At 68.5% G+C, this 25788-nt stretch carries 18 protein-coding genes; 8 read left to right on the forward strand and 10 right to left on the reverse strand.

Annotation, left to right across the window (positions count from 1 at the left end; translation table 11 throughout):
• Positions 1-8 precede the first annotated feature (8 nt).
• A complete protein-coding gene (locus Pmi06nite_RS17700) occupies positions 9-1484 on the reverse strand; it encodes a M1 family metallopeptidase (protein ID WP_203954115.1) in 1476 nt (491 codons plus the stop codon).
• Positions 1485-1638: 154 nt separating this feature from the next.
• On the reverse strand, positions 1639-3039 hold the full coding sequence (gene lpdA, locus Pmi06nite_RS17705) for a dihydrolipoyl dehydrogenase (protein WP_203954116.1): 1401 nt from the start codon (positions 3037-3039) through the stop codon (positions 1639-1641).
• Between the two features lie 277 nt (positions 3040-3316).
• Here lpdA and Pmi06nite_RS17710 point away from each other — a divergent pair, with 277 nt between their 5' ends.
• The 3 genes from Pmi06nite_RS17710 (at position 3317) to Pmi06nite_RS17720 (ending at position 7285) form a co-directional block, all read left to right on the forward strand.
• Positions 3317-4120 carry a thioesterase family protein gene (locus Pmi06nite_RS17710; protein ID WP_203954117.1) on the forward strand — a complete coding sequence of 268 codons (804 nt, stop codon included), beginning with the start codon at positions 3317-3319 and terminating at the stop codon, positions 4118-4120.
• 34 nt (positions 4121-4154) lie between these two features.
• A complete protein-coding gene (locus tag Pmi06nite_RS17715) occupies positions 4155-4910 on the forward strand; it encodes an SDR family oxidoreductase (protein WP_203954118.1) in 756 nt (251 codons plus the stop codon).
• A gap of 71 nt (positions 4911-4981) precedes the next feature.
• Entirely contained in the window at positions 4982-7285 is a 2304-nt protein-coding gene (locus Pmi06nite_RS17720) for a tetratricopeptide repeat protein (protein WP_203954119.1), read from the forward strand.
• Positions 7286-7308: 23 nt separating this feature from the next.
• Here the strand turns inward: Pmi06nite_RS17720 and Pmi06nite_RS17725 are convergent, their stop codons facing one another.
• Together Pmi06nite_RS17725 and Pmi06nite_RS17730 are read right to left on the reverse strand one after the other, a co-directional pair.
• Positions 7309-8124: an alpha/beta hydrolase gene (locus tag Pmi06nite_RS17725; protein ID WP_203954120.1), complete on the reverse strand. Its 816-nt coding sequence runs from the start codon at positions 8122-8124 to the stop codon at positions 7309-7311.
• A 5-nt stretch (positions 8125-8129) separates the two neighbouring features.
• Positions 8130-8801 (reverse strand): TetR/AcrR family transcriptional regulator, encoded by a 672-nt coding sequence (locus Pmi06nite_RS17730; protein WP_203954121.1) that lies wholly within the window; start codon positions 8799-8801, stop codon positions 8130-8132.
• Positions 8802-8956: 155 nt separating this feature from the next.
• On the opposite strand from Pmi06nite_RS17730, the gene Pmi06nite_RS17735 reads away from it, so the two are divergent.
• The 4 genes from Pmi06nite_RS17735 (at position 8957) to Pmi06nite_RS17750 (ending at position 14732) form a co-directional block, all read left to right on the forward strand.
• Positions 8957-9553 carry a DsbA family oxidoreductase gene (locus Pmi06nite_RS17735; protein WP_203954122.1) on the forward strand — a complete coding sequence of 199 codons (597 nt, stop codon included), beginning with the start codon at positions 8957-8959 and terminating at the stop codon, positions 9551-9553.
• Positions 9554-9693: 140 nt separating this feature from the next.
• Positions 9694-10878, forward strand: coding sequence for a low temperature requirement protein A (locus Pmi06nite_RS17740; protein ID WP_239113982.1), 1185 nt, complete (start codon positions 9694-9696; stop codon positions 10876-10878).
• A 283-nt stretch (positions 10879-11161) separates the two neighbouring features.
• Complete coding sequence (locus Pmi06nite_RS17745; RefSeq protein ID WP_203954124.1) at positions 11162-13189, forward strand: serine/threonine protein kinase; 2028 nt, start codon at positions 11162-11164, stop codon at positions 13187-13189.
• A gap of 127 nt (positions 13190-13316) precedes the next feature.
• A complete protein-coding gene (locus tag Pmi06nite_RS17750; RefSeq protein WP_203954125.1) occupies positions 13317-14732 on the forward strand; it encodes a sensor histidine kinase in 1416 nt (471 codons plus the stop codon).
• A 169-nt stretch (positions 14733-14901) separates the two neighbouring features.
• On the opposite strand, the gene Pmi06nite_RS17755 is transcribed toward Pmi06nite_RS17750, so the two are convergent.
• Complete coding sequence (locus tag Pmi06nite_RS17755; RefSeq protein WP_239113983.1) at positions 14902-15474, reverse strand: GNAT family N-acetyltransferase; 573 nt, start codon at positions 15472-15474, stop codon at positions 14902-14904.
• 266 nt (positions 15475-15740) lie between these two features.
• Here Pmi06nite_RS17755 and Pmi06nite_RS17760 point away from each other — a divergent pair, with 266 nt between their 5' ends.
• On the forward strand, positions 15741-15950 hold the full coding sequence (locus Pmi06nite_RS17760; protein WP_203954126.1) for a hypothetical protein: 210 nt from the start codon (positions 15741-15743) through the stop codon (positions 15948-15950).
• A gap of 56 nt (positions 15951-16006) precedes the next feature.
• On the opposite strand, the gene Pmi06nite_RS17765 is transcribed toward Pmi06nite_RS17760, so the two are convergent.
• The 5 genes from Pmi06nite_RS17765 to Pmi06nite_RS17785 form a co-directional block, all read right to left on the reverse strand.
• Positions 16007-20077: a discoidin domain-containing protein gene (locus tag Pmi06nite_RS17765; protein WP_203954127.1), complete on the reverse strand. Its 4071-nt coding sequence runs from the start codon at positions 20075-20077 to the stop codon at positions 16007-16009.
• 170 nt (positions 20078-20247) lie between these two features.
• Entirely contained in the window at positions 20248-21282 is a 1035-nt protein-coding gene (locus tag Pmi06nite_RS17770; protein ID WP_203954128.1) for an acetamidase/formamidase family protein, read from the reverse strand.
• A 190-nt stretch (positions 21283-21472) separates the two neighbouring features.
• On the reverse strand, positions 21473-22075 hold the full coding sequence (locus Pmi06nite_RS17775; RefSeq protein WP_203954129.1) for a hypothetical protein: 603 nt from the start codon (positions 22073-22075) through the stop codon (positions 21473-21475).
• Positions 22076-22243: 168 nt separating this feature from the next.
• Positions 22244-24097, reverse strand: a complete 1854-nt coding sequence (locus Pmi06nite_RS17780; protein ID WP_203954130.1) for a right-handed parallel beta-helix repeat-containing protein — start codon at positions 24095-24097, stop codon at positions 22244-22246.
• 19 nt (positions 24098-24116) lie between these two features.
• Positions 24117-25787 carry a type 2 periplasmic-binding domain-containing protein gene (locus Pmi06nite_RS17785; RefSeq protein WP_203954131.1) on the reverse strand — a complete coding sequence of 557 codons (1671 nt, stop codon included), beginning with the start codon at positions 25785-25787 and terminating at the stop codon, positions 24117-24119.
• Position 25788 lies beyond the last annotated feature (1 nt).

Genomic DNA, 25788 nt, shown 5'->3' on the forward strand with positions numbered 1-25788 from the left:
GGACGGTCCTAGCGTCGATCCTTCAGTGACTTCGGTGGTGTGGTCCGCGAGTCCAGCCAGGCGTCGATGAACGCGGTGAAGTCCTGGCCGGTCTGCTCGTTGACGAAGGCGGTGAACGAGGCCCGGGTCTGCTGGGTGTTCCGGTGGTCCTGCGCCCAGGCACGGGCGAGCGCGAAGAACTTCTTGTCGCCCAGCGTGTTGTTCAATTGACGGAGCATCGCCGCCGCGCAGATGTAGACGTTGCTCGCGGCGAACTCCGACGGCCTGGGGTGACCGGGCGGGCCGAACTCCTTACGCAGAGCGGCGTCGGACTGCCGGAACCAGGCGTCGAGGGAGGCGTGCGGGATCTTGTCCCGTTCGCTCTGGTAGAGGAACTGGGCGTACGTCGCCCAGCCCTCGTTCAGCCACACGTCCGTCCAGTCGGCCGGGGTGACGGTGTCGCCGAACCAGTGGTGGGAGTACTCGTGCAGGACGTCCAGTTCCAATCCGTCCGCCCCTTCCTTGGCCACGGCGGACCCCAGTGTGATCATCTGCTGGGTCTCCATCCCGGAGTCGGAGTCCACCATGACGATGCCGCCGCTGGGGAAGGGATAGGGGCCGAATTTCTTCTCCAGCCATGCCAGGTACTTCGGAGACTTCTTCAGAACGGGGACGGCGTCCTTGTCGCGCGGCAGGTACCAGTAGGTCAGCGGAAGCCCGTGCGGGCCTTTCGCAACGACCTTCTTGTACTTCCCGACGGCGAGCGTGGTCAGGTAGGACGCCACCGGATCGGTGCTCTGGTAGCGGAAGGTGTCACCGTCCCGCCCCTTGGGGGTGCCGCTGGCGACGCCCGACCAGCCCTTCGGCACCGTCACCGAGATGTCGTACAGCGCCTCGTCCGACGGCTGGTCGTTCGCGGGATACCAGGTGAAGGCCCCGAACGGCTCCTGCATCGTCCACAGACCGCCGTCCCGGTCGACGGTGAGCCCGAGCGGATGGGCGTCACTGCGCTTCGACGGCATCGGGGTGGTCATCGGCTTGCCGTGGTAGCCCACGACGAGGGTGAACGGCTTGTCCTCGGTGACGGGGGTCGCGACGGTGAGCTTCTCCTTGGCCACCTTGCCGGTGGCGGGAGCGTCGTCGACCGTCAGGGAGTCGATTTCGTAGGGCGTGAAGTCGAGGCTGAAGGACGCCGCGTCCTTCGTCGGCCGCACCTGCAAAGTCGCCGTGCCGGTCAGGACGCGCTCGGACGGCGACCAGTCGAGCGCCAGGTCGTAGTGCAACACGTCCAGGGCGTCGGTGCCCCGCTTCGGGTAGATCGGGTCGGCGACGGGCGTGGAGCGCCCGGCGTTCCAGACGGCGTACTCGTCCTCGGCCGCCGTCGGCGACGCGGTGGCGGACACGATGGGGCGGGGAGCGGGTTCGGACGGGGTGGATGTCTCGGCCGTACAGCCGGTCATGAGCAACACCGGCACGAGCGCGGCATAAAGGAGGGGGCGATACACGGACGACAACCGTATAGCGCATGATCACAGCGCGAAACGCGTTATATGCCCTTTCCGAAGATGCCGCGAGAGACCGGCGCGGCGACGCACCCGCCGGCGGAGAGCCCCCCACCCGGGCGAAGGGCTCTCTCATCCTCGCGAAAACGGCACGACCTCAGAAGTTGATCATGTGTCCGGCCAGCCCGTGGACGGCCTCCTTGACCGCCTCCCCGAGCGTGGGATGGGCGTGCACGTTGCGCGCCACCTCGTGCACCGTCAGATCCCATTGCTGGGCCAGCGTCAACTCGGGCAGCAGTTCGGTCACGTCGGGCCCGATCAGGTGCGCACCGATGATCTCGCCGTACGTCGCGTCGCTGAGGATCTTGACGAAGCCGGCGGTGTCGCCCAGGCCGTGGGCCTTGCCGTTCGCCGTGAACGGGAACTTCGCCACCTTGACGTCGAAGCCGCGCTCGCGCGCCTGAGCCTCGGTGTGGCCGAAGCTCGCGATCTGCGGCTGGCAGTAGGTGGCCCGGGGGATCATGACGTAGTCGAGCTCCATCGTCTCGGCGTCCGCGATCGTCTCCGCCGCCACGATGCCCATCGACTCGGCCGCGTGCGCGAGCATGAGCTTGGCCGTCACGTCTCCGATCGCGAAGATGTGCGGCACGTTCGTACGGCAATGCCCGTCGATGTCGATGGCGCCCCGGTCGGTCAGGCGTACGCCGGTGTTGTCCAGCCCGTAGCCCTCGACCCGCGGCTGGAAGCCGATGGCCTGCAGCACCTTGTCGGCCTCGAGGGTCTCGGGCCGCCCGTCGCGCGAGACCGTGACCCTGACCTTGTCGCCGGACTCGTCGATCGCCTCGACCCGGGTCGAGGTCAGCACGTCGATGCCGAGCCGCTTGTAGCGCCGCGCCAGCTCGGCGGAGACCTCCTCGTCCTCGAGCGGCACGAGGCGGTCGAGGAACTCGACGATCGTCACCTTCACGCCGTAGCCGTTGAGCACGTACGCGAACTCGACGCCGATGGCGCCCGCACCCGCGATCACGATGCTCTCGGGCAGCTTCTCGCTGAGGATCTGCTCCTCGTACGTCACGACCCTCTCGCTCAGGGACGTGCCCGGCAGCAGCCGGGTGGTGGCGCCTGTGGCGATGATGCAGTGGCCGAACGTCACCGTCGTCGTGGTGCCGTCGGCGCCGTCCACGCGCAGGGTGTTCGGATCGGTGAAGGTGCCCCGGCCGTCGTATTCGGTGATGCCGTTCTTCTTCATCAGGAAGTGCACGCCCTTGACCCGGCCGTCGGCGACCTTACGGCTGCGCCGGAAGGCCTCGCCGTAGTCGAAGGTGATCTCACCGTCGACCTGGATGCCGAACGTCTTGGCCTCGCGGGACAGGAGGTTGACGAGCTCGGCGTTGCGCAGGAGGGCCTTGGAGGGGATGCACCCCACGTTGAGGCACACGCCGCCCCAATAGCGCTCTTCGATGACCGCCGTACGGAGCCCGAGCTGGGCCGCCCGGATCGCGGCGACGTACCCACCGGGTCCCGCGCCGAGGACCACGACGTCGTAATGATCGCTCATGCCCGGACCCTACGCTTCTCCGTCCCTCGCACGGCGGCGGGGGTCCCACCGACGGCTCATCTCTTCAGCTCCATGGATGGCCATTTATGGCAGGCTTTAATCTGAAATATCACCTCTCACACCAAAAGCGTGTTTGATGGCACTTTTCATCACCTCCTCGCCTGGCAGCGAGTGCCGCGTGACCCCCCGCGGGTCCGGAACCGGCCTCGATCACGATGATCAGCGACATGCGTGTGGACCGGCGGCGTGGAGACCGGCGAAGACGGACGAGGACACGATGGGCACCTTTCAGAAAGCGACCGCGGTGGTCCGGCGCGGAGACGTCCACGAGACCGACTTGGACCCCCAGTGGAGCGTGGCCGGGAAGTTGCACGGCGGCTACCTGCTCGCGGTGATGAGCCGCGCGGCCTGTGACGGCTCGGCCGAGGATCATCCGCATCCGAGCGCGGTGAGCGGGTCCTTCGTCAGCGCGCCCTCGCCGGGTCCCGCCGAGATCCGCGTCGAGCCCCTGCGGACCGGGCGGAGCACCGCCCAGGTGCGGGCTCGGCTGACCCAGGGCGGTGCCGTACGCGTCGAGGCGTTGATCACACTGGAACGCCTGGAGGAGGCCCCCTCCCGGTGGTCGGGACTGGAGCCGGTCGATCTTCCCGCGGAGCGCGAATGCCCGCGCACCCCGCCCGAGGCGCCTGGCGGCGCCTTCCCTGTGCCGCTCATGGAGGTGATCGAGCAGCGACTGGACCCCGGCCGCCTCGGTTTCCTGTCCGGTGCGCCGTCCCGCCGAGGCGTCATCGCGGGCTGGCAGCGCCTCGCCGACGGCTCCGACTGGGACCCGCTCTCGCTGCTCGTCGCCCTCGACCCCGTCCCGTCGGTCAACTTCGACCTGGACCTGCCGGGCCGGACTCCCACCATTCAACTGAGCGCCTACATCCGGCGCGTCCCCGCGCCCGGGCCGCTCCGCGTCCGCACGCACACCGCCGATGTCACGAACGGGCGGATGGACGAGACCACGTATGTCTGGGACGGCAAGGACCGCCTGGTCGCACAGGCCACTCAGCTGGCGGCGATCCGCATGCCGATGTGAGCGGACCCCGTCGGCAGGAAGAGAGGTGGAAGGGATGACCTCCATCAAGGGAGCCGCCGTGCTGGTCACCGGCGGGCAGCGGGGCCTGGGTGAGGCGTTCGTCGCCGAATTCCTGGATCTCGGCGCCGCGAAGGTGTACGCCACCGCGCGCGACCCCGCGCCGGCCGGCGACGCCCGAATCGAGGCGGTGGCCCTGGACGTCAGGGACGAGGCGGCGGTCGCCGATCTCGCCCGCCATGCGCGCGACGTCTCGATCGTGGTCAACAACGCCGGGGTTCCCGCCAGGGAACCGATCGTGAAAGAGTCCGTCGCGAACGTCCAGGCCGTGTTCGACATCAACGTCTTCGGCCCGTTGCGCGTCGCTCATCATTTCGCACCGGTCCTGGCCGCGAATGGCGGCGGAGCGATGGTGAACATCCATTCCGCGCTGTCGTGGGCCGCGGGCGCGGGGGCGTACGGCGCGTCGAAGGCGGCGCTGTGGTCGGTGACCAACGCGCTGCGCGTCGAACTGGCCGGGCAGGGCACCCAGGTCCTGGGCGTCCATCTGGGCTACACCGACACCGGAATGACGGGCGACCTCAAGGTGATCAAGAACGATCCGCGGCGTGTCGCGCGCGATGTCCTGATCGCCCTGAACGAGGGAGAGACCGAGGTCCTGGTCGATGACGTGAGCCGGCGGTTCAAGGCCGCGCTCTCCGGCCCCGTCGAGGGATTGTCCTGGACCATCCGCGACGGCGAGGTCATCGTCGGTGACCCGGCCCGCACCGCCTCGGACCACCACAACACGTAGCCGCGTCGCAGGGCGGCACTGCCGGCTTTGAACGGGTAGGCCCGGCCAGGCTTCGATTCTATTGTCGGGGCATGGATCTGCTGAGTGCCGCGGCCTCGGTCGCCGGGGTCGCCGCACTGGGGGTCGGCGCGTGGCAGCTTCGGGTGGCGGTGCTGGATCGTCGCGATGTCCGGCGCGCCGGAGGCGGACCACCACGTTCGCCGTCCGCCGATTCCACTGGCGCGCTTCCAGTCGCGGCGCCGTACGGCCGTCTGCCGTCCGAGGTCCTGGGCCGCGACGACCTCAAGGCAGAGTTGAGGAGCGTGCTGACGTACAGGGGCAGGCGCGCTTCCCGGGTGTTGGTGCTGGCCGGGATGGGAGGAGTCGGCAAATCGACGCTGGCGCTGTGGCTGGCGGCGGAGTTCCGTCGGCGCGGGCGGCCCGTATGGTGGGTGAACGTCGCGGATTCGATGTCGTTGCGTGGCGGGATCGTGGAGATCCTCCGACGGCTGGGCGCGCCCGAATCACTCCTGCGGGACGTGAACGATGCCGCGCCGACCGCGGCCGACCGGTTCTGGACGTTCCTGGCCGAGCGTCCCGCCGGAAGCCGAAACGCTCTGCTGGTGTTCGACAACGCGGACGTGCCATCCGTCCTGGCCACCGACGGTACGTCAACACCTGCGGATGGCGCGGGTTGGGTACGGGAAGGCGGCGGGATCCTCACCGTGGTGACCACGCGGGTAGTCGATCCGCAGGTCTGGGGCAGCGGGATGCGGGTGGTGCCGCTGAAGCCTCTTGACGACATCACGGCGGCAGCCGTACTTCGAAGAACCGCTCCGGACATCCCCGATCCGGACGGGCGGCAGGCGGTGGAGCTTGCGCGGCGCCTTGGCGGGCTGCCCCTCGCGCTGCATCTGGCGGGGGTGTATCTGACCTCTCCGTTCGCGAGGTGGCACAGCTTCGCGGACTACCGGCGAGCGCTGGACAGCGGTCAGGCGGCGGTCACCGAATTGGATGCCGTGCGCTCCGATGCGCGAGCGGCGGTCTCGCGGACCTGGGAGCTTGCCCTGGACGCGCTCGCGGAACAGGGCGTGGACCGGGCGAGGGAGGTGTTGTATCTGCTGGCCTGCTTCGCGCCGACCACGCCGATTCCCATGGCCATGCTCGCCTCGTCGGTGAGCGAGCAGACCTTGCGCGCTCTCGCCGAGCTGGCGTTGATCGACGCCGTTCCGGTGCCGGGTGACCTGCCCGACCTCACGCTCCATCCGGTGGTGGCCGACACCTGCCGGGCGCGGATGACGAAGGACACCTCGATTCCGGAGATGGCCGTACGGTTGGTCAGCACCGCTGCCGAGGCGCTGGAGATCGAACGTCCCGCGGACTGGCCGCGCTGGGAGAAGCTGATCCCCCATGTGGAGGCACTGCTCACCTGGGCGGCCCCTCATCTCGACACCCCGACACTGCTGAACCTGTTGCAGGTCGCGGGTCGCGCGCACTACTCGCTGTGGCTGATCGGGAACAAGGAGGGCGCGGGTGGTGAGGGGATAGCGCGGCTGCTCCTCGCCGCGGCGTCCAGGCTCGGGGATCTGCATCCCGAAGCGATCGAGGCCCGCCACGTTCTCGGTGTCACACTGGTCGCCCGAGGTCGGAACCGCGAGGCCGAAGACCTGTTCCGTACCGTCCTTGAGGACCGGCAGAGCGTGCTGGGCGATGCTGACCTGCGCACGCTTCTCACCAGAGACCAGCTCATCGGGGCCATCATGGCTCAGGGGCGCTACGGCGAAGCCGAACAGATGTACCGCGATCTGATCGCCGACCAGGAGGCATTTCTGGGCCCTGAACACACCGACACGTTGACGACCATCGTCGATCTCGCCTGGTCGGTCGGAATGCGGGGAGACGCCGAACAGGCCGCCGACCTGTGCCGCCGAGCGCTGGAGATCGACCGCCGCGTCCTGGGCGACGAACATCCCAGAACGCTCGACGCCTGGGCGGATCTGGCGCATTGGACCAACGAGGGCGGCGCACACCAGGACGCCGAAGCCCTGTGCACCCAAGTCGTGAACACCTTGTCTCGCGTGCTGAGTGCCGAGCATCCACTGACGCTGACAAGCAGGGCGACCCTGGCCCGCACGCTCGCGGCACTCGGCCGCCCATCACAGGCCGAGAGCATGCTGCGAGACGTCCTGGCCACCATGGACCAGGTCCTCAGCGCCACCGACGCCCGGCTGTTCACCACTCGCCGCGACCTCGCCGACGTACTCGCCGCCCAGGGCCGCACTCACCAGGCCGAGCGGATCTACCGTCAGGTGCTGAACCTCCAGCAGCAGTACCTCGGACCTGCCCACCCTGAGACGCTGAAGACGAGCCGTTCGATGACCCTCCATCCGCGATGAACGGGCCGCGAGCCGACGCGAGGTCAGCAGAGGACGGCGCGCAACCAGGCCGCCGTCACGGCAAGCGAGTCGGGGCGATCGAACTCCACTCCCTCGTGACCGGCGCCGCCCAGGAGGTCGAAGCGGGTGTTCACCCCGGCTCGGCTCAGCGCGCCATGCAGGGCTTCGCCTTCCGAAGGCGGGATCACCCGATCCCGATCGCCGTGCGCGATCAGGAAGGGCGGCGCCTGCCGAGAGACGCGGGACAGCAAACTCAACTCACGGGCACGGTCGGCGACCTCGGCGACGGTGGACACGCCGAGCAGGTCCGCCTCGAACGCGAACGGCAGGACGCGGGCTTCGAGTTCGCTGCGGGAGCCGGACACCAGCAGGTCGGACTGGCCGAACCAATGGACGGCGGCCTGCACTTCGCTGGACTGATCGAGGTTGCCGCCGACCGTGCCCTCGTACTCCGCGTCCCCGGGCGTCAGGGCCAGCAGGGAGCCGAGATAGGCCCCTGCCGATGCGCCCCAGACGCCGATCCGCTCGGTGGCCACACCCAGGCCCGCACTGTGGGCCCGCAGCCATCGCACAGCCCCTTTGAGATCGTGCACCTGGTCGGGAAAGACCGCGTCGGGCACCAGCCGATAGTTCACCGACGCCACCGTCACGCCGTACGCGGCCAGCGGCGCCAGCCGCTCGGCGCTCCCATCGGCCTTGTCGCCGTGCCGCCAGCCGCCACCGTGGACGTACAGCACCAAAGGCGCGTCGGGCTGCGGTGCGCGATACAGATCCAGTCCGAGTCCGGTCCTGCCGACGGTGGCGAAGACGAGATCGTTCTCGACCGTCACGGAAGTCATCGATCTCAGCCGTCCAGCCGTCGCGGGGTGGCGGCGATGGCCGGCCACAGCACGGCCACGACGCGTTCGGATATGTCCTGCTTCGGCTCGCCGGCGTAGAACGCGGCGAAGTAGCTGCCGAAGCACATCATCGCGATCGCGCGGGTATCGATGTCGGCGTTGACCACGCGGCGTTCCTGCAACTGCTTCAGCACCTCCTCCACCAGGGCGATGCGGGGCTCGACGCCGTGCTTGCGCAGGATCTCGAGCAGTTCCGGTGTGCGGATCGCCTCGCCGGCGAAGTTGCCCATCAGCACCATGGCGTCAGGGTTGAAGTAGGCGGGGTCGAGCCGGCGGACGGCCTCGACGAGCGCGTCGCGAGGCTCCAACTCGGACAGGTCGACAGCGTACATGTCGCGCTGTTTGCGAAAACCGTAGTCGAGCGCGTCGACCACCAGATCGAACTTGTTACTCCAGCGGCGATAGAGCGTGGGCCGGGTCACCTTGGCGTCGGCGACGATGTCACCGATCGTCATCCTCGAGTAGCCGTCACGTACAAGCCGCTCGCGGGCGGCAAGGATGATGGCCTCGTCGATGGCCTCGTCCCGAGGCCGGCCTCCGGGGCGCGCACGGTCGGTCTCGCCCGTCGCACCATCGCCGCCGGGTCGCCCACCCTGTGGCTGTCGTGCTCGGACCATGGGATCACCTCACGGATTGCGGCCGTCACAGCACCATACTTGATTCGTTACAGTTAGTAACTGTAACACGAAGTCACAGGCCGACTTGAGGGCCGAAGAGCAGTTACGTTACACTCATCGCTTGTAACGTAAGATCATGAGGGCGAGGACTGACAATGGTGTCGCGTGAGTCGGTCCAGCACTGGTTCGACTTCATCTGCCCGTTCTGTTACGTGGGACAACAGCGGAACGACATCCTCGAAAGACACGGCCTGGACGTCGTCCAGCTGCCATTTCAGATCCATCCCGGCATTCCGCCTGAGGGAATCGATGCGGGGCCGCGTGTCGGTCCGATGTACACGACACTCGAACGCGAGGCGGCCGAGGCGGGACTGCCGTTGAACTGGCCGGTGCGGCTGCCCGACACACGGACGGCATTGGCCGCGGCGGAGTGGGTTCGCCTGTTCCGGCCCGATGTGTCGGACGGCTTCAACAGAGACCTGTTCGCCGCCCATTTCGCGCTCGGTGAGGACCTCGGCGACACGGCGGTGATCGAGCGCCACGCGAACGAGGTCGGCGTCGATCTCGACGACCTCCGTCCCGCGCTGACCACCGGCACCGCGATGGCGGCCCTGCTCGGAGCCGAGTCGACGGGCGCCCTGCTCGGCGTGCGGGCGACGCCGAGCTGGCTCATCGCGGGCGAGTTGATCACAGGTCTTCTCCCGCAGTGGGAGTTCGAACGCCTTGCGGACAAGGCGACGTCGCACGGGTAAGCGGCCTGACGGCCTCCGTCCGTGACGGCGTCGCACAGGTGTCACAGATCGAAGCTCTGCCCGGTCCTTCTGTGTGGACGAAGGCGCGCGGCGACAGGAGCAAGGTCTTGCCATCAGCAGGCATCAGAATCCGGGTCCGGATGAGCGCGCGTGCGATCGACGAGCCGCACCGCGTCTCGAGCCAGCTCGAGTTGCTCTTCGACCTCACCTTTGTGGTCGCGATCGCGGCCGTAACCGCCCAGTTCGCCCACGGCATCGCCGACGGTCACGCCCTGGCCGGGCTCGTCCCGTTCCTCCAGGTCTTCTTCGCGATCTGGTGGGCGTGGATGAACTTCACCTGGTTCGCCTCGTCCTACGACACCGACGACGCCGCCTACCGGCTGCTGACCATGGTGCAGATGGCGGGCGTGCTGGTCCTCGCCGCCGGCGTTCCGGCCGCCGCCGACCACTCCGACTATCGCGCAGTCACGTTCGGCTACCTCATCATGAGGATCGGGCTCGTCGCCCAATGGCTGCGGGCCGGCGCCGACGACGCGGCGAGCCGGCGCACCGCACTGCGCTATGCCGCCGGGATCAGCCTCATGCAGGCCGCCTGGGCACTCCGGCTCGTCCTCTCGGAAACGGGCACCCTGCCGCCATCGGCCCAGCTGCCGTTCTTCGCCGGCCTGGCCGCCTTGGAACTCGCGGTGCCACGCTGGGCCGAGCGGACCAGACCCACCAACTGGCACCCGCACCACATCGCCGAGCGCTACGGCCTGTTCACGATCATCCTTCTCGGCGAGAGCGTCCTCGCCGCTACGAGGAGCGTCGAAGGAGCGATCAAGGCGGACGAGGTCAGCGGCTCTCTCGTTCTCATCGCCGTCTCCGGTCTCGCCCTGCTGTTCGCCCTCTGGTGGCTCTACTTCCTCGCACCGGCCGGCGAAGGTCTCAGCGTCCGTCGCCATCGTTCCTACCTGTGGGGATACGGCCATTACGGCCTCTTCGCGGCCCTCGCCGCCCTCGGCGCCGGCCTCGAGGTCGCGGTCGAGCAGACCGGACACGACCTCAACACATCACCCCTCGCCGTCTGCTATGCCGTCGCGATCCCTGTCGGCGTGTTCCTCGTCCTGCTCTGGATGGTCCACGCGTCGATCCTGGCGAGGCCCGTCATCCATCCCGCCGTGACTCTGGGCTGCGTCACCATGATCCTGCTGTTGCCGCTCGCGACGTCGCGGACCGGAGTCCCCGCCGCGGTCGCGGCGATCGCAGTCGTCTGCACCCTGGCGATCATCGTCACCATCGCCCCGAAACCCCGGGCCCGGCGGGCAGCCGCTCTCGCCGAATGAATCCACACGACGGATCACCGTTGCCGGCTTGCCGCAGCCGGCGCGATTCCCCGATGCGAGGCATGTGAACCGGCACGGAAGGGACCATCCGCGCAATGTCTACCAAACTTAGCATTTGATTATTTAAAGGAATCTAATCCTAAAACCCTGACATATGCTGAAACGCCGTACCTGTCCGTAACTGAACGATCACAGTGATGATCTACCGATCCCCTGCCGATCCGCGTATTCGATGAGGCGTACATCCAGGGACTCGGGAGCGTCGTCACTCCGGGGGAAAACGATGAACGCCTGGCCCATCCCGGGATACCGGGAAGAACGCGTACTCGGGTCCGGAAGGAGCGGCCAGGTCGTCCTCGCCACGTATACCGAGACCGGCGTCCCTGCCGCGATCAAATATCTGAGCGACGAGCTCAACGCGGATCCCCGCTTCCGCCTCGCGTTCCGCGAGCAGGCCGGCCGGATGACCGAACTCGCCGATCCGCACATCGTGCGGTTCTACGGACTCGTCGAAAGCCCTCTCGGCGCCGCCGTCGTCATGGAGTTCGTGAACGGCGTACCGCTCCGCGAGATCCTCGACGAGTACGGTTCCACCAGCCCCGAGGCTGCGCTGGTCATACTGAAGAGCTCGCTGCTCGGGTTGTCCGCCGCCCACGGCGTCGGCGTCGTCCACGGCGACTTCGCGCCGGGGAACGTCCTCGTCCAGGCCGACGGGTTCAGCAAGATCGCCGATCCGGGCATCGCCGCCGTCATAGACGGCGGCCCGGGCGTGTTCGCGGGGACCCCCTCGTACATGGCACCTGAGCTGTGGAACGGCGCGTCCGCCAGTCCCGCGACCGACATCTACGCGGCGGCATGCGTCTTCTTCGAATGCCTCACCGGACGCGCACCGTACCGAGCCGATCCTCTGGCGTCCCTCCCGCACCTGCACCAGAGCGCGGCGATCCCGGTGGAGGCCGCGCCCAGCTCGGTCCGGAACCTGGTGATCCGTGGGCTGGCCAAACATCCGGCGGACCGACCCTTGACCGCTGGGGCGTTCGCCCGCGAGGTGGAGGCGGCGGCGCTCGGCGCGTACGGGCCGGACTGGGAGCACCGTGGCCGGCGCCACCTCGCCGAGCTCGCCGCCCCTCTGGTCCCGGGGGTGCCTCTGGAAACGTCCGCACCCCGGACGAACACCACCCCCGCGCGGACCAGGCACAAACGACCACTCCGCTACGGCCCGAGGGTGCTGATCGGAGCCGGGGCTGTCACGGCGGGCGTGATAGCGGTGGCCGTGCTCGCCGCCAATCGCGACGACACGACCCTTTCCCAGGCCTCGGCGCCGCAGGCGACCTCGCAGGGCACCCACACGGCCTCTCCGGCCCCGGCCCCGACAGCGACACCGACGCCCAGCCCGGGCCGTACACGCACTCCGGCCTCCGTCGCGGTCAAGGTGAGCGACCTGACCATCGCCCGCTTCGACGGGCGCACCGCCACGATCCAGGCGCGGACGTCGACGCCGCGGAACGTCACCCTCACCGTGCACTTCGCCCAGGGGGCGTCCGCGTCCACGCTCGCGGCGGGCCGCACGACGACCTTCGTCCTCACCGGCTCCACGGCCTACAAGCGGGCGATCGACGGGGGGTTCACCACGCCGGGCTGCGGAGAGACCGTATACCGGCAGGTCACGGTGTCGACGACCACGAAGGCGTCCGTCGGGGCGCGCAGCGAGGTCGTCGCGGTGAAGGGCGACCCGTGCACGCCGCCCACTGTGTCGATCTCCTCCTGGAACGGCAGCACTCTCTCGGTCAGGGTCGGGAACACCACGCCGGACCCCGTCACGCTGACGGCCACCTTCCGCCAGACGATCACCGTGGGCGCGAGGACCGTGGAACGCAGCTTCAAACGGCAGGTCGAACTGTCGGGCCATTCGGTGTACGACCAGAAGTTCAAAGTGCGGTTCAAAACCCCTCAGTGCGGATACGTGGACGTCAGAAAGGTCACGGTCAAGGTCGGTTCCGCTCTCGGCACGGCCGGCGACTCCGCAAGGGTCGTGCACAAGGGCGCCTGCGCCGAACCGGCCCCGGAACCGGCCCCGAGTCCGACCACGGAACCCCACACCGGCAAGCCTCCGCGTGGCCCGTCCGGCCGACCCGGCCACAAGCCGAACGTCGATTCCCGCCGCAAGCCGAGCACCAAGCCGGACACCAAGCCGGACACCAAGCCGAGCACCAAGCCGGGCACCAAGCCGGACATCAAGCCGAGCGGCGACTCCACGGCCGAGCAGGACGCCACGTCCAACGTGCCTTCGCCGGCCCACGACCGCGGGTAGCGGCAGCGAGCCGGTAGATCACCGGTGCGAGTGGCCGCGTCCGTCACCCGTCGGCGCACGGTCCCCCGCGACGTAACCCCGCTGCCACGGCCGGGCGGCCATGTGGTCCACTGGCAGGGGGAGTGGAATGAGTGCGAGACACCGACTCTCGATCACCACACGCGTCACTCTGTTCACCGGTGTCGTGGCTGCGGTGCTGTCCACGCTGCTGGCCACCACGGTCATGATCGCGATTGAGCGCTACGCCGTCGAGTCCGCCACTGAGGAGATCACCGCGGCGGGAGCGCGCGTGGCCATCCAAATGGAGCAGGGGCGGCTGCAATACCCTCTCGCGACCCTCCCACTGCGAAGCATCCAGGTCGTCGACTCACGCCGTCATGTCGTCGCCTCGACTCCGGACCTGCGAGGGAGGCCGCCCATCACGGCGTTCACCCCGCAGGGGAGGAACGTCGCCACGTCCGTCATCTGTGGAGGAGTCCGCCCCGGCAGATGCGACATCGTGGTCGCGCAGCGAGTCCATCGCCGCGGCGAGCAGTGGATCGTCTACGCCGCCTCGCCCGCGGTCCCCTTCTGGGTGCACCCGCGGCTGGCCGCGATGGTCGGCGGCTTGGCGGCCTTGCTGGCCGTGGTCGTCACCTTCCTCGGCCATCGGACGGTCGTCGCCTCCCTGCGGCCCGTGACCGCGATCCGGAGCGAACTCGACCAGATCAACGCGGCCAGCTCCGGACGCCGTGTTCCCGTGCCTCCCACCGACGACGAGATCCACGAGCTCGCGGAGAGCGTCAACCAGACGCTGTGCCGGCTGCACGCCGCACTGCGGGAGCTGCGGACCACGCTGGACCGGCAGCGCCAGATGGTCGCCGACGTCTCCCATGACCTGCGGACTCCTGTCACCGCCATGCGCGCGGAGGTCGAAGACGCTCTGCTCGCGCCCGACGAGACCAGCGTGCCGGCGCTCGGCGCGGCCGTCCTACCCCGCCTCGATCGCCTGCAGGCGATCGCGCAGAACCTGCTGACCATCACGCGGCTCGACTCGGGGATGCCGGGCGCCCACGAGCCCGTCGACCTGTCCGAACTCGTCGCCGCGGAGCTGCGCGCCCGGCCGCCGGCCAAGCGGATCGACACCTCGATCGACCCCGGCGTGGTCGTGCTGGGCGACAGGTCACGACTGGCTCGCCTGTTCACCAACCTCATCGACAACGCCGAACGGCATGCCCAGATCGCGATCAGGATCACCGTACGGCAGGAGCCGGGCGCCTCCCTCGATGATCCACGTTTCCCGTACGGCGTCGCGGTCATGGAGGTGATCGATGACGGCCCGGGCATCGATCCGGACAAGCGTGAGCTGGTGTTCCAGAGGTTCACCCGGCTGGACCCCCCACGCACCACGTCCGCCGGAGGGGCCGGGCTCGGCCTGGCGATCGCCCGGCAGATCGCGGAGGCCGGCGGCGGGACCCTCGGAATCGAGGACAGCCCGTGCGGCGCGCGGTTCGTCCTCCGGCTCCCGGCCGCATCCCCGCCGGGCCGGCCGCCTGACTTCTGATCAGACGGAGGGCTTCCACCCCGAGGGACTGTACGAGTTCAAACTCGACCTCGACGGCGACGCCGTCACAGACCTTCCCGTATGTGCCCGCCGCGGCATGATCGGCAGCGTCCGCGGACGATCTTGCTCGGTGCCCGCGAGCACCGGGCAATCGCTCGCCCGCGGCTCGTCAGGCGTCGTCGTTGAGGCGGGCGTGGAGGTGCATGTCGTCCCAGCCATCGATATGGCGGGCCTCGCTCCGCTTCGTGCCCTCTTCGGCGAAGCCGGCGTAGTGCGCGACCCTGCAGGACGCGACGTTCGCCGTCGAGTGGGACAACTCGACCCGGTGCAGTCGGAGCGTTTCGAAGCACCACGCGCTAAGCGCTGACAGCGCTCGCGGGGCGATGCGACGACCGCGCGCGCCGGGCAGCACCCAGTACGACACCTCGGCCAGGCCTTCGAAAAGATCGATCCGACGCAGGCTGATCTGCCCGGCGACGTCCCCCGCGTCGAGCACGGCCCACCCGGCACCGGTCTCACCGCGCCACCGGCCCGGCCAGGAACCTATCCACTCGCGGGCCTCGTCTTCGGTCATCGACCGGCAGTGCCAGCGCTGAATGGCGGGATCGGTGTAGCCCGCCACGACAGCCGGATGATCCGACAGTCGCCAGGGCCGAAGCACTACGCCGTTCGCATGGATCTCGGGCTGTGTCAGCGCCGCCATCGAGCCGGGAGGCACGGCGGGCGTGGCGAGTAATGGCACCTGCTGACTGTAAAGCACGCCGCAACGCCCGGTCTTGATGGCGTTGGACGAGCTCACCGAGACCAGGCGTCATCGGACATGAATCCAATGGCAACCATCTCGCGCAATAAGTGGCCGGGGAGATCCGCCTATGAGACTCTTCATTCTCGTGAGTGACCGTCTGGGGCCACAGGACTGACGCGGCAGACCGAAAAGCAATGGGATTGCGATCAGTCCGTCCGAGCCTGAAGGAAGGATGCACCCCACTACCGCGAAGGGCGGACGCCATGGCCAGTGAGCAGCACGCCGAGTTATCGGCCGTCGACTTCCGCCAGATGCCGATCATGGATCTGGTCGCCATCCACGACGAAAGCACCGAGGGCCTCCGGCCCCTTCCTCCGGCAGTGATGGACCGCATCTGCGAGGTAATACGGGAGGGCATCCACTTTTGCGGATGCGACCTGACCGACATCATGATCAGGCTCCTCGGCGGCTAGTTGTGCGCGGCCGGCGGCCCCCGCCGCCCGAGTGGACGGCGGGGAACCGAGACGGACTACGGCCGGATCACCGTCCGGGGCACGTTGTAGCCCTCCAGTCGCAGAGCGGGCCGGTCGGAGGGCAGCGCCGCGGCGGGCCAGGAGAGGGTGACGGCCCGCGACTCGCCGGGCAGCAGCCACAGGTAGTTGTCGCCGTACAGGGTCGGCAGCACCCGCCCGCCGGTCCGGTCGTCCAGGAGCGACAGCCGTACCATCGCCGCGACCGCCGAACCGTGGTTGGCGACCGTCGCGGTGAACGAGCGGCGCGTCTCCGTCCTGGTCACCCGCGCGGCGTGGGCCGACACCTTCACCTGCGGGGCGTCGTTGAGCGCCATCATGTGGGCGGCCTCCCGATACCGCCAGTAGACGTTCTCCGACAGCACGCGGCCCCGGCCGTCCTCCAGTGTCAGCCGGAGGATGTGGAAGTCCGGCATGCCGGGCGTCCACCCCGCGGTGAACGCCTTCTCCGTGGCCGACGGCTGGACGTCGAGCTTCGTCCGCTGAGGGACACCGAGCGTGCGTCCGCCGAGGTCGAACGCGGCCGCCGTCACCGTCACGCCAGTGAGCGCCCTCGGGGTGTGGTTGACGGCGATGACCTGCCAGTCATCCGGGTCGGCCTGGACGTGGACCGGCTCGCACGCCTTGCGGGCCCCGAAGTAGGCGCCGTTGACGTCGAAGTCGTAGTCGTAGGTCTGCCAGACCGTGCTGTGCCAGGCCGGGTGGGACATCCAGAGCATGAGGCCGCTGGCGTCCTCCCACAGGTGAGCGTTCCACGCCTCGAACATGGCGCGGTGGTTCTCGTAGTTCACGAACTGGGCCTTGCGCGTGAAGTCGTCCAGCCCGGTGGCCGTGCCGAGGCGGGTCTCGATGGCGGCCTGGTAGTTCTGCGGCGCCTGGTTCCCCCTGGTGCTCCAGTCGTGGTAGTTCCACGGGCCGCCGATCGGCCACTCGGGCTCGCCGCCGACGAGGTTGCGCATGCTCTCGGCCGTGGACACCACGGGCATGCCGATCTCGGTGTGGAAGCCGAAGACGCCGCCGTACGTGGACGGCGAGTGGTAGCGGTCCGGCTCGATCCAGCCGTACGGGCCGCCGCCGCTGACGATGCCCCCGGCCGAGTTGTTCTGGTACAGCACGGCGGGCGCCTCCGCCTGGACCGCCTCGCGCATGCCCTTGTCGATCGGCGCGGGCGGGTTGCCCTCGTTGGCCCCGCACCACACGACGACGCTGGGGTGGATGCGGTAGCGGCGCACGGTGTCGCGCGCCAGGTCGAGGAACGCCTGATGGTCCGGCGGGTCCATGGCCCAGGCGTTGGGGAAGTCGTTCCACACGAGCAGGCCGTGCTCGTCGCAGCTCGCGTAGAACTCCTCCCGGTTGCTGCTGCCCACCCAGTTGCGGATCATGGTGAAGTTCATGTCGCGGTGCATCCGCACGGCCGCGTCCATCCGCTCGGGGGGCATGCGGCGCAGCAGTTCGTCCCAGCCCCAGTTGCCGCCCCGGCAGAACACCCGGACGCCATTGACACTGATCTTCAACGGGACCGTGATGTTGTCGACGGATTTCACGTCCGTCCAGGTCTCGCCGTCGTCGGACACCTGGATGACGTACGTCTTCGCGTAGGCCTGCTCCCACACGATGACGACCCGGTCGAAGGTCGCGGCCGAGCCGAGGTCGACGCTGACCCACTGGTCGTCCTCGAACGCCGACGACCACCGCGTGTTCGGGTCGCCGTCGGTGACGTTGCCGGGCTGGTTCCACGACTCGTCCACGGTCGAGGCGGTGGCCGTCTTGTGCAGGGCGAGGTCGGTGCCCGGCACGGCGCTGTCGATGACCGACAGGCTCCACATCGACGACCCCCAACTGCTGGCCCGGGTCAGGCATCTGATCCTGATGTGCCGCGCCGTACGGGCGGGGAAGTCCACGGTCTGCAGGCTCGCCGAGGCCCGGTTGAACGGCAGCGGCACGGCGCCGTTGTCCACCGACTTCGCGTCGGTCCACGTGTCGCCGTCCCGGGAGACCTGGATGACGTACGTCTTGGCGTAGGCCTGCTCCCAGGACAGGTCGATCCGGTCGAAGGCGACGACGGACCCGAGGTCGACGCTGATCCACTGGTCGTCCTCGAACGACGACGACCAGCGCGTGTCCGGATCGCCGTCGGTGACGTTGCCGGACTGGTGGGACGTCTCGTCCACGGTGGAGGCGGTGGCCGTCTTGTGTAACGCCAGGTCGGTGCTCGGCACGGCGCTGTCGAAGATCGACAGGCTCCACAGGGAGCTCCCCCAGTTCGTGGCCCGGGTCAGGCACCTGACCCGCACGTGCCGTGCCTCCTGCCGCCCCAGGTCGACCGACTGGGTGTACGCGTCGCCGCCTTCGCCGCCGAAGGACAGCGGCACCTCGTACTCGTAGCCGAACTGGCGGATGCCGAACCGGGTGGTGCGCCGGTCGCTCTCCGCGCCGTCGACCGAGGCGACGAGGGTCAGGTCGTGCAGGGCGGGCTCACCGTATCCGTTGGGCCACCACAGCTCGGGGTCGCGCAGGCGCAGCCGTCCGTACGCGGCGGGGGTGAAGGTGACGTCGGCGCTCTGACCGGCGGGGACGGTGACCGTCTGGGAGACGCGGACGTCGCCGAACGCGGCGGACACCGTCACCCGCCTGTCCGACGTGTCGGCGTTGCGCACCGGGACGACGATCGTCACCTCGGCGATGCCGGTGTCGGGCAGACCGGGGAGCCTGGTGTCCACGCGGGGGTCTCCGATGACCGCGTGGCCGGTCGAACGGATCCGCACGTGGTTCCAGATGCCCGCGGCGCGGTCGCGCACCGCCGGCATCCAGTCCCAGCCGGAGGAGGCCAGGTAGGTCGGCGAGTTGCGGTTCATCATCGTGGCGCCGGCGTCCACCCACGACAGGCCGGCCGGTCCCTTGTCGGCGGGGCTGCCGGGGAAGGGCATCGGGGTGATCTTCACGGCCAGGGCCTGCTCGCCGTCGGCGGCCAGCAGTTCCGTGACGTCGTACGCGGACCGGGCGAACGGGTAGGTCATCGTCCCGGCCTGCCGGCCGTTGAGCCAGATGTCGGCCGTGTGGTTGATGCCGTCGAACTCCAGCCAGACGTGGCGGCCGTGGCCCGTGCGCAGGCCGTGGGGCAGGCGGAAACCGCGCCGATACCACCACGAGTGCCGTGACAGGGCCTCGGGGACATGGAGGTTGTTGAACCCGGACACCGGGTCGGGCAGGTGCCCCTGCTCCACGAGCGAGGTCAGAACGGTGCCGGGGACGGTCGCCGGCAGCCAGCGGCCGGTGTCCACACCCGGCCGGGACAGGTCGGCGCCCTGGCCGCCGGCCCACTCGTCCATGGTCAGCGTCCAGCCCGACTCCAGCGGCACCGTGCCGTCGGCCGCGACCTGCAGCGCGGGCGCCTTGTGGTGGTGGGTCCCCCAGTCGGTCCAGCCGGTGGCCGAAGGCCGGGACGCGAGAGGCTTGCCGTACACCTCGAAGCCGTTCAGCCCGAGCGGGTTGGCGGTGGAGCGCCTGCTGACGGTCATCCGCACCCAGCGCGCGACGACCGGGGTGGCCAGGCCGATCTCCACGACGCCGCCGGTCCCGGAGGTGGCGCGGTGGACGGTGGTCCACGACCGGTTGTCCCGTGACGTCTCGACCGTGAAGTCCACCGCGCAGCTGGACAGGATCTCCTGACCGGTCGTGCTGTCGCGCGGGTTGCCGCCGCTGGAGGGCACGAAGACCGGATCGTCCGCCGTGGCCTCGAAGGTCAGGCGGATGGATTCGACCCGGCAGTCCGCCTGCAGATCGACGGAGATCCACTGGGGGTCGCCGTCGGCGGCCCGCCATCCGGTGCCCCGAACGCCGGTGGAGGTGAGCCCGTCCACCGCGAACTCGGCGGGGGCGGGGGCGTAGTCGGTGGACGACACGGCGACGGGCCGGTAGACGGCGAGGTCGCCCGACGCGGCCTCGGCCGGTTGCGACGCGGCGGCGGCGCTCCGCGCGGGAAGCGCGGCGCTGACGCCGAAGCCGGCCAGGAGGGCGGCACCCGCGGTGAGAACCGATCGTCGGGAGGGGGGCGGCGACTGATCTGACATGACCCACAGTCCAATTTCAGGTGATCCGAAAATACTCAAGTGAAATATCACGCCTGGGATCATCCGTGAACGATCCTAGGAGGATTGTTCAGTATTTGTAAGGACAAATCGGGATCGTTGGCGCCGTCGCACCACGGGCCGCAACCCCCTGACGGGCGGGGCGGTCAGGGTCAGGCCAACAGGGACTTCGCGATGTAGGCGACGATCACCTTGTTGCCGTCGACCGCCTCGGCGACGACGAAGTCGACCGCGATGCTGCACAGCGCGTAGGCGTCGGCGGTCGTCAGCGCACCTTCGGTGGCCTCGACGAGATGGCCGACGGCCTGCTCGACCGCGATCCGCAGTGCGACGTCGAGGTCGGCGTCGATGCCCATGCACCAGAAATACTCATCGCTCTCCGCGCGCGGCCACTCCAGGCTCGCGCCCTTACGGACGATGAACTGCACGGTGAGCGACATCGAGTGCTCGACGGCGGTCTGGTCGACTTCGCCGTGGCCCTGCGCGCCGTGCGTGTCGCCTGTGTAGAACATGCCGCCCGGCTGGAAGACCGGCAGGTACAGCGTCGTACCGGCGACGAGGTCGCGGAAGTCCAGGTTGCCGCCCCACCGGTCCGGCGGGTTGGCGGAGACGAAGCCGGCCGACGTGGGCGGTGCGACTCCCATGATCCCCGCGAACGGCTTGAAAGGGACCTTGATGCCGTGCCCGAACGAGTAATGACGGCCCGAGTGGTCCAACTGGAGCAGGCGGGTCGACGCGGTGTCCAGCAGATCGCCGCAGACTCCCGCGCCGGGTCCGGTGCTGTTCACGCCGTACGGGACGCGCGGAGAGACGTCCAGGATGCGGATCTCCAGCACGTCTCCGGGTTCCGCGCCCCTCACGTGGACGGGGCCGGTGAGAATGTGGCCGCTGGAGCCGGCGGGACGGGGGTTCTTCGCGACCTCCGCCAGCTCGGGCAGCACCTGGTCGGCGGGCACGCCCAACATCTCGAAGTAGGCGACCGGCCCCTCGGCGGCGGACACTCCTGCCTGGTTCACGGCGTCGATCCTGACGACCGTGCCGGAGTCCACCGTCAGCACCGGCGCCCGGTCGGTGGGAAAGTAGCCCCAGATCGCGGTCTCCTGGGTGGTCGCGAGCACGACGGGTTCCGGGATGGCGGGGCGGTCGGGCGGCTCAGTCGGTGTCGCGGACGAGTTTGGCGGTCTCACGTCAGTCGGCCTCCAGGAGAAGGGGAAGATCGCCAGCAGATCTACCACGGCGCGTTCCGTCGCGACATCCCTTGTTGACACCGCGCGGCGAACGCGCACTGGTCGCAATGGCGACGTCATCCTCAAGCTCGTGCTCGGCGATCCCACTGCCAGCGGCACAACTCAAAGATCAATAAGTGCGGCTGGAGTACTAGGAGGCGCGGATGAGCGTGAACGTCCGCTCTCCCAGTAATGCCATCGTGAGTCGATTCCCTCCGCATGTGTACGTGCCGCTGTGGAGGGTGATGTCAACCGTCTTCCGTTCCGTTTCGACGCCGTCCATGGACGACACCAAGGAGAAGGAGCCATTCTGCTCGGAGAATGTGATGACACCTGCATCGGTATCGGCGACGAAGGACCTGGTCCCATCCATTGTCATCTCGGCGGTCCGCCCATTGACGTTGAGAGTGGTTCTGGACACCGCCTCAAGAGTCCCGATCCCCTCCCTCGAGAAGCGCAGGGCCAAGTCCGTCTTCGAGTCGGCGGAATCCTGACCGTCCGTTCCGCTGAACTCGCTACCGGGCCCCTCATATCTCCACAGCCCGACGAGGCAGGGGTCGATCGCCGGATCGGCGGAACCGACAGGGTTCGACGTGCCGGAGTCCTGCGCCGTCGTCACGGGTAAGAGCCATGCGGCGAGCCCGATGGCCGCCCCGATTATCGTCGCCACAAGCCCGGCGACGACATAGCGGTGTTTCGTCTTCTCCGAAGGCCCGTCATCCGGACGCCCATACCGTGAAGCGGGATATGCCATAAGACCTCTTCGGAGAAGTCGCTATTAAAGTGGAAGAACCATACACCGCCCCGATATATAGCCGAAAGATAGCATAAGATCATCCATACGAAAGGCGCTATTTATGCCATAGCACTCAAGGTCGCCGATCAGCCCCTCCGCCACCCGTGCCTTTCCGAACACATCGCATCAATTCCCTGAGGGCGGAGACCCGGCGAGCGGCGCCGCCGGCGGCTCGTCTCCGTCGAATTCGATGCCCACGTCGGAGCATGACTGCAGGACGATGTCGGGCGTCGGCCGGCCGAGCCGTACGATGCCGTTGTTCCGGAAGCGGATGCCGTGTGTGCTTTTCGCGTCGAGCGCGGACACGCCGTCGAGCACGAATCGGTTCTCCGCCACGACCACACCGCTGTGAACCGGATGCCCGGGATCGGATCGGGTGTTCCTCGGATCGAGGAAGATCGCCGGGCCGCCCGGTTCGATGAACTCGTTCCCGCGTATCGTCAGGTCGCGCACCGGCCCGGACTCCCACCACTCGTCGGCGTCGCAGGAGACGTAGATTCCGGCCATCTCGGTGCGCTCGAAACGGTTCTCCTCGATCAGCACCGCGCGCCGGGTGGTCACGAGCACCCCCCGCGTGGGGACGTTGCGGAAGATGTTGCGCGCGATTCGCACGATCGGCGTCCGGGTGACGTTCTCCACCGCGGTCCGGCCGACGAGATCGCCCAGGAGTTCCGCGTCGACGGTCACGACGATGGTGCGCAGCGGCTGGTCGTGGTCGCGACCGCTCGGCTGCCGCACGGTGCGCACCGTGGCCGACGCGATCGCCTGGAGCGTGGCGCGATCGACGATCTCGATCTCGTCACCGGGCGAGAACTGGGGAAAGCCCGCCGTCTCCGGGTGGGGGTACTCCAGTTCGAGGGTGCGGCTGTCCGGCTGACCGGCAACCCGCAGGTAGGTGCCGTGGATGTTGATCGGATCGTCGTGCGGCCCGTCGAAGAGGCAGTCGCGCACGACCGCCCGTCCGGAGCAACCGGAGAACTGGATGAAGTCGGCGAAGCCGGCGCTGTGCCGGCCGCTGTCCGGCGGAGTCTGGAATTCGCACCCCTCGAACGAGACGTCCCGGCTCATCTGGGCGACCACGCCGAATCCGTGCAGGAAGCGGAACCGCAACCGCGACAGAGTCACATCGGAGCTGTCGAGCACGAGCCCGCCGGGGTGGTCGCGGGTCGTCGACCGCATCGAATAGACGAGCCCCAGGTCGGACGGTTCCTCGGCGTGCTCGTAGTCGATCCGTACGTCGCGCTCGCCCACCGGCCTGATCGACCGGACGCGGTCGAAGAGGGGGTTGGGAGCGCGCCACGTCCGCCGGCGGGCGGGGTCGTGGATCTGGGTGTACTCGAGCGCGTCGCGCCCTGACCAGGCGACCTCGCCGGAGCCGAGGGTTTCCCCATGCCACCGGATCGAAGCACCTTCGACGGAGAAGAGGGTGGCCGCGGGCACCCGGATCTGCCGGTAGGCCCGGCCCTCCTCGACGCCCGCGTCCACGACGGTGGCGTCGACGACCGTCGGCACCGCGAAGTCGAACTCGAGGCCCTCGACGCGTATCCGGTGCGAGTCGATGACGGCGAAGGTCGTCTGGAGCCCGTGCAGGACGAGACGGGCGCCCTCCCCGGCGATGACGAGATCGTCCGCCTCCTCCACGACAAGCGCGATCGCCTTGACGCCGTACCGCGGGTCGTCCCCCACCGTGTTGGAGACGTACAGCTCACGGCGCTGTGCGTCGTCCGGCCACAGGTGGTACTCCCCCGGCGGGAAACGGAGCACCACCGGGCCTGCGACATCGCTCGCCGCACGCAGCGCCGCCCGGGCCCCGGGCGTGGCATCGATGTGGCGTCCGGGGAGCACCCCGAAGTCGGTGACGTCGAGCAGTGTGCGCATGTGCGTCAGGCCTCCGCCCAGTTGGCGCTCCGCGGCGAACACCGTCGCGCCCAGCCGGCCGTTGCCGGCGGGAGCGGGATCGGCCCGCTCCGCGGCCGGCACCGGCCGGCTGGGCGCGGTGTCACTGACCGGCCTTGTACTTGTCGTAGGCCTGCTGGTTCAGCTCCAGGTATCGCTTCAGGCCGACGCCGTCGAGACCCTGGACGAAGGCGTCCCAGTCGGTGTCGATGTTCTTCGACCCCGTGATGAAGGCCAACTGACCCTGGGCGACATAGCTCTCGAGGTTGGTCTTCAACGTCGCCATCTCGCCGCTGACGCTCGGGTCGACCCAGACCGAGACGGTCGGGAAGAACTGCGCCTTGTCCTCGTGACCCTCATACATCTTGGTCGCCTCGAACAACCGCCGCTCGTATCCGTCCTCGGAGTAGATGTCCTTCGGCGTCACCTGGGCGTTGCGGTAGTCGAGGGTCAGGTTGTACTGCGCCATCGCGTCCCAGGAGAGGTTCTTGGGCGCCTGCGTACCCGGGGTGCGCTTGTAGAGCGGCTTGATCGACTCGTCCAGCGCGATGTCGTCGGGTCCCGGCTTGTTCCAGCCCACGCCCTCCGGACCCATCACCGCGGTCTCGGTGCCCTCGGTCGTGTAGATGTAGTCGAGCATCTTGATCGCCGCGACCTGCGCCTCCTTGCTGGCCTTGTTGGTCAGCATGAAGGTGAAGGTGCTGGAGCTCGGGTAGTTCAGACCGCTGTAGCTCTTGCCGGAGGGCCCGGTCAGCGGCGGCGCGGCGTCGTACTGCTTGTCGCGGCCGTCCTTGGAGCCCAGCTGCACGAAGATGCCCGGGTGCAGGAGAGGCGCCGAGCCGACCATGACCGCGTCGGGGTTGTTGCCGGTCGCCTGCAGCGCCTCGGCGTTCTGAGTGAACGCCGCCTTGTCGATCAGACCCTCCTTGACCAGCGAGTTGATGTACTTCAGGCCCTCGCGCCACTCCGGCGTGATCACCGGGGTGGTGACCTTGTCACCGGCGAGGGTGAGCAGCCCGACCCCGCCGTTGTTCGCACCGGCCGGCGGATAGGCGAACGCCCCCATCAGATACTCGATCAGGTGGCTGTCCTGAACGTCGGTGGTCATCGGGATCTCGTCGGCCTTGCCGTTGCCGTTCGGGTCCTTGGTCTTGAACGCCTCCAGGACCGTGCGCAACTCCTCGGTGGTCTTCGGCATCTGCAGGTTCAGCTTCTTCAGCCAGGCGGTGTTGATCCACAGCTTGTCCGGATAGCTGCAGTGGAAGCAGTCCGACCACTGCGGGAGCGCGTAGATGTGCCCGTCGGGCGCGGTCGACATCTCCTTGAGCGTCTTGTTGGAGTCCAGCGCCTTCTGGATGTTCGGCGCGTTGTCCTTGATCAGTTGTTCCAGCGGGACGGCGACGCCCTGCTTGCCCAGCTTCAGCACCTCGGCCTGGGAGAACCCGTCCACCCAGGGGATCAGCATGAACAGGTCCGGGTAGTCGCCGCTGGCGAGCGCGATCTGCCGCTTCTCCTTGGCCGGACCCGCGTCGAACGTGGTGGTCTGCCAGCGGAACTGGATCTTGAACTTGTCACTCATCAACTTCGTGACCGGGTTCGTGTCCAGTTTCGTGTCCGCGTCGGCGGGCGCGAGCGTGTCGATGATGACCTTGCCGTCCGCACCGAGCTCAGGCTTGGAGGCGTCTCCCTTGTCGCCGGAGGTACACCCCGCTAAAGCCAGTGCCGTGGTGATCGTCAGTGCGGCGGCCGTTTTCTTGACGGAGCGCGTTTTCATG

Source organism: Planotetraspora mira, assembly GCF_016863275.1.
In the GTDB taxonomy this organism is placed as follows: Bacteria; Actinomycetota; Actinomycetes; order Streptosporangiales; family Streptosporangiaceae; genus Planotetraspora; species Planotetraspora mira.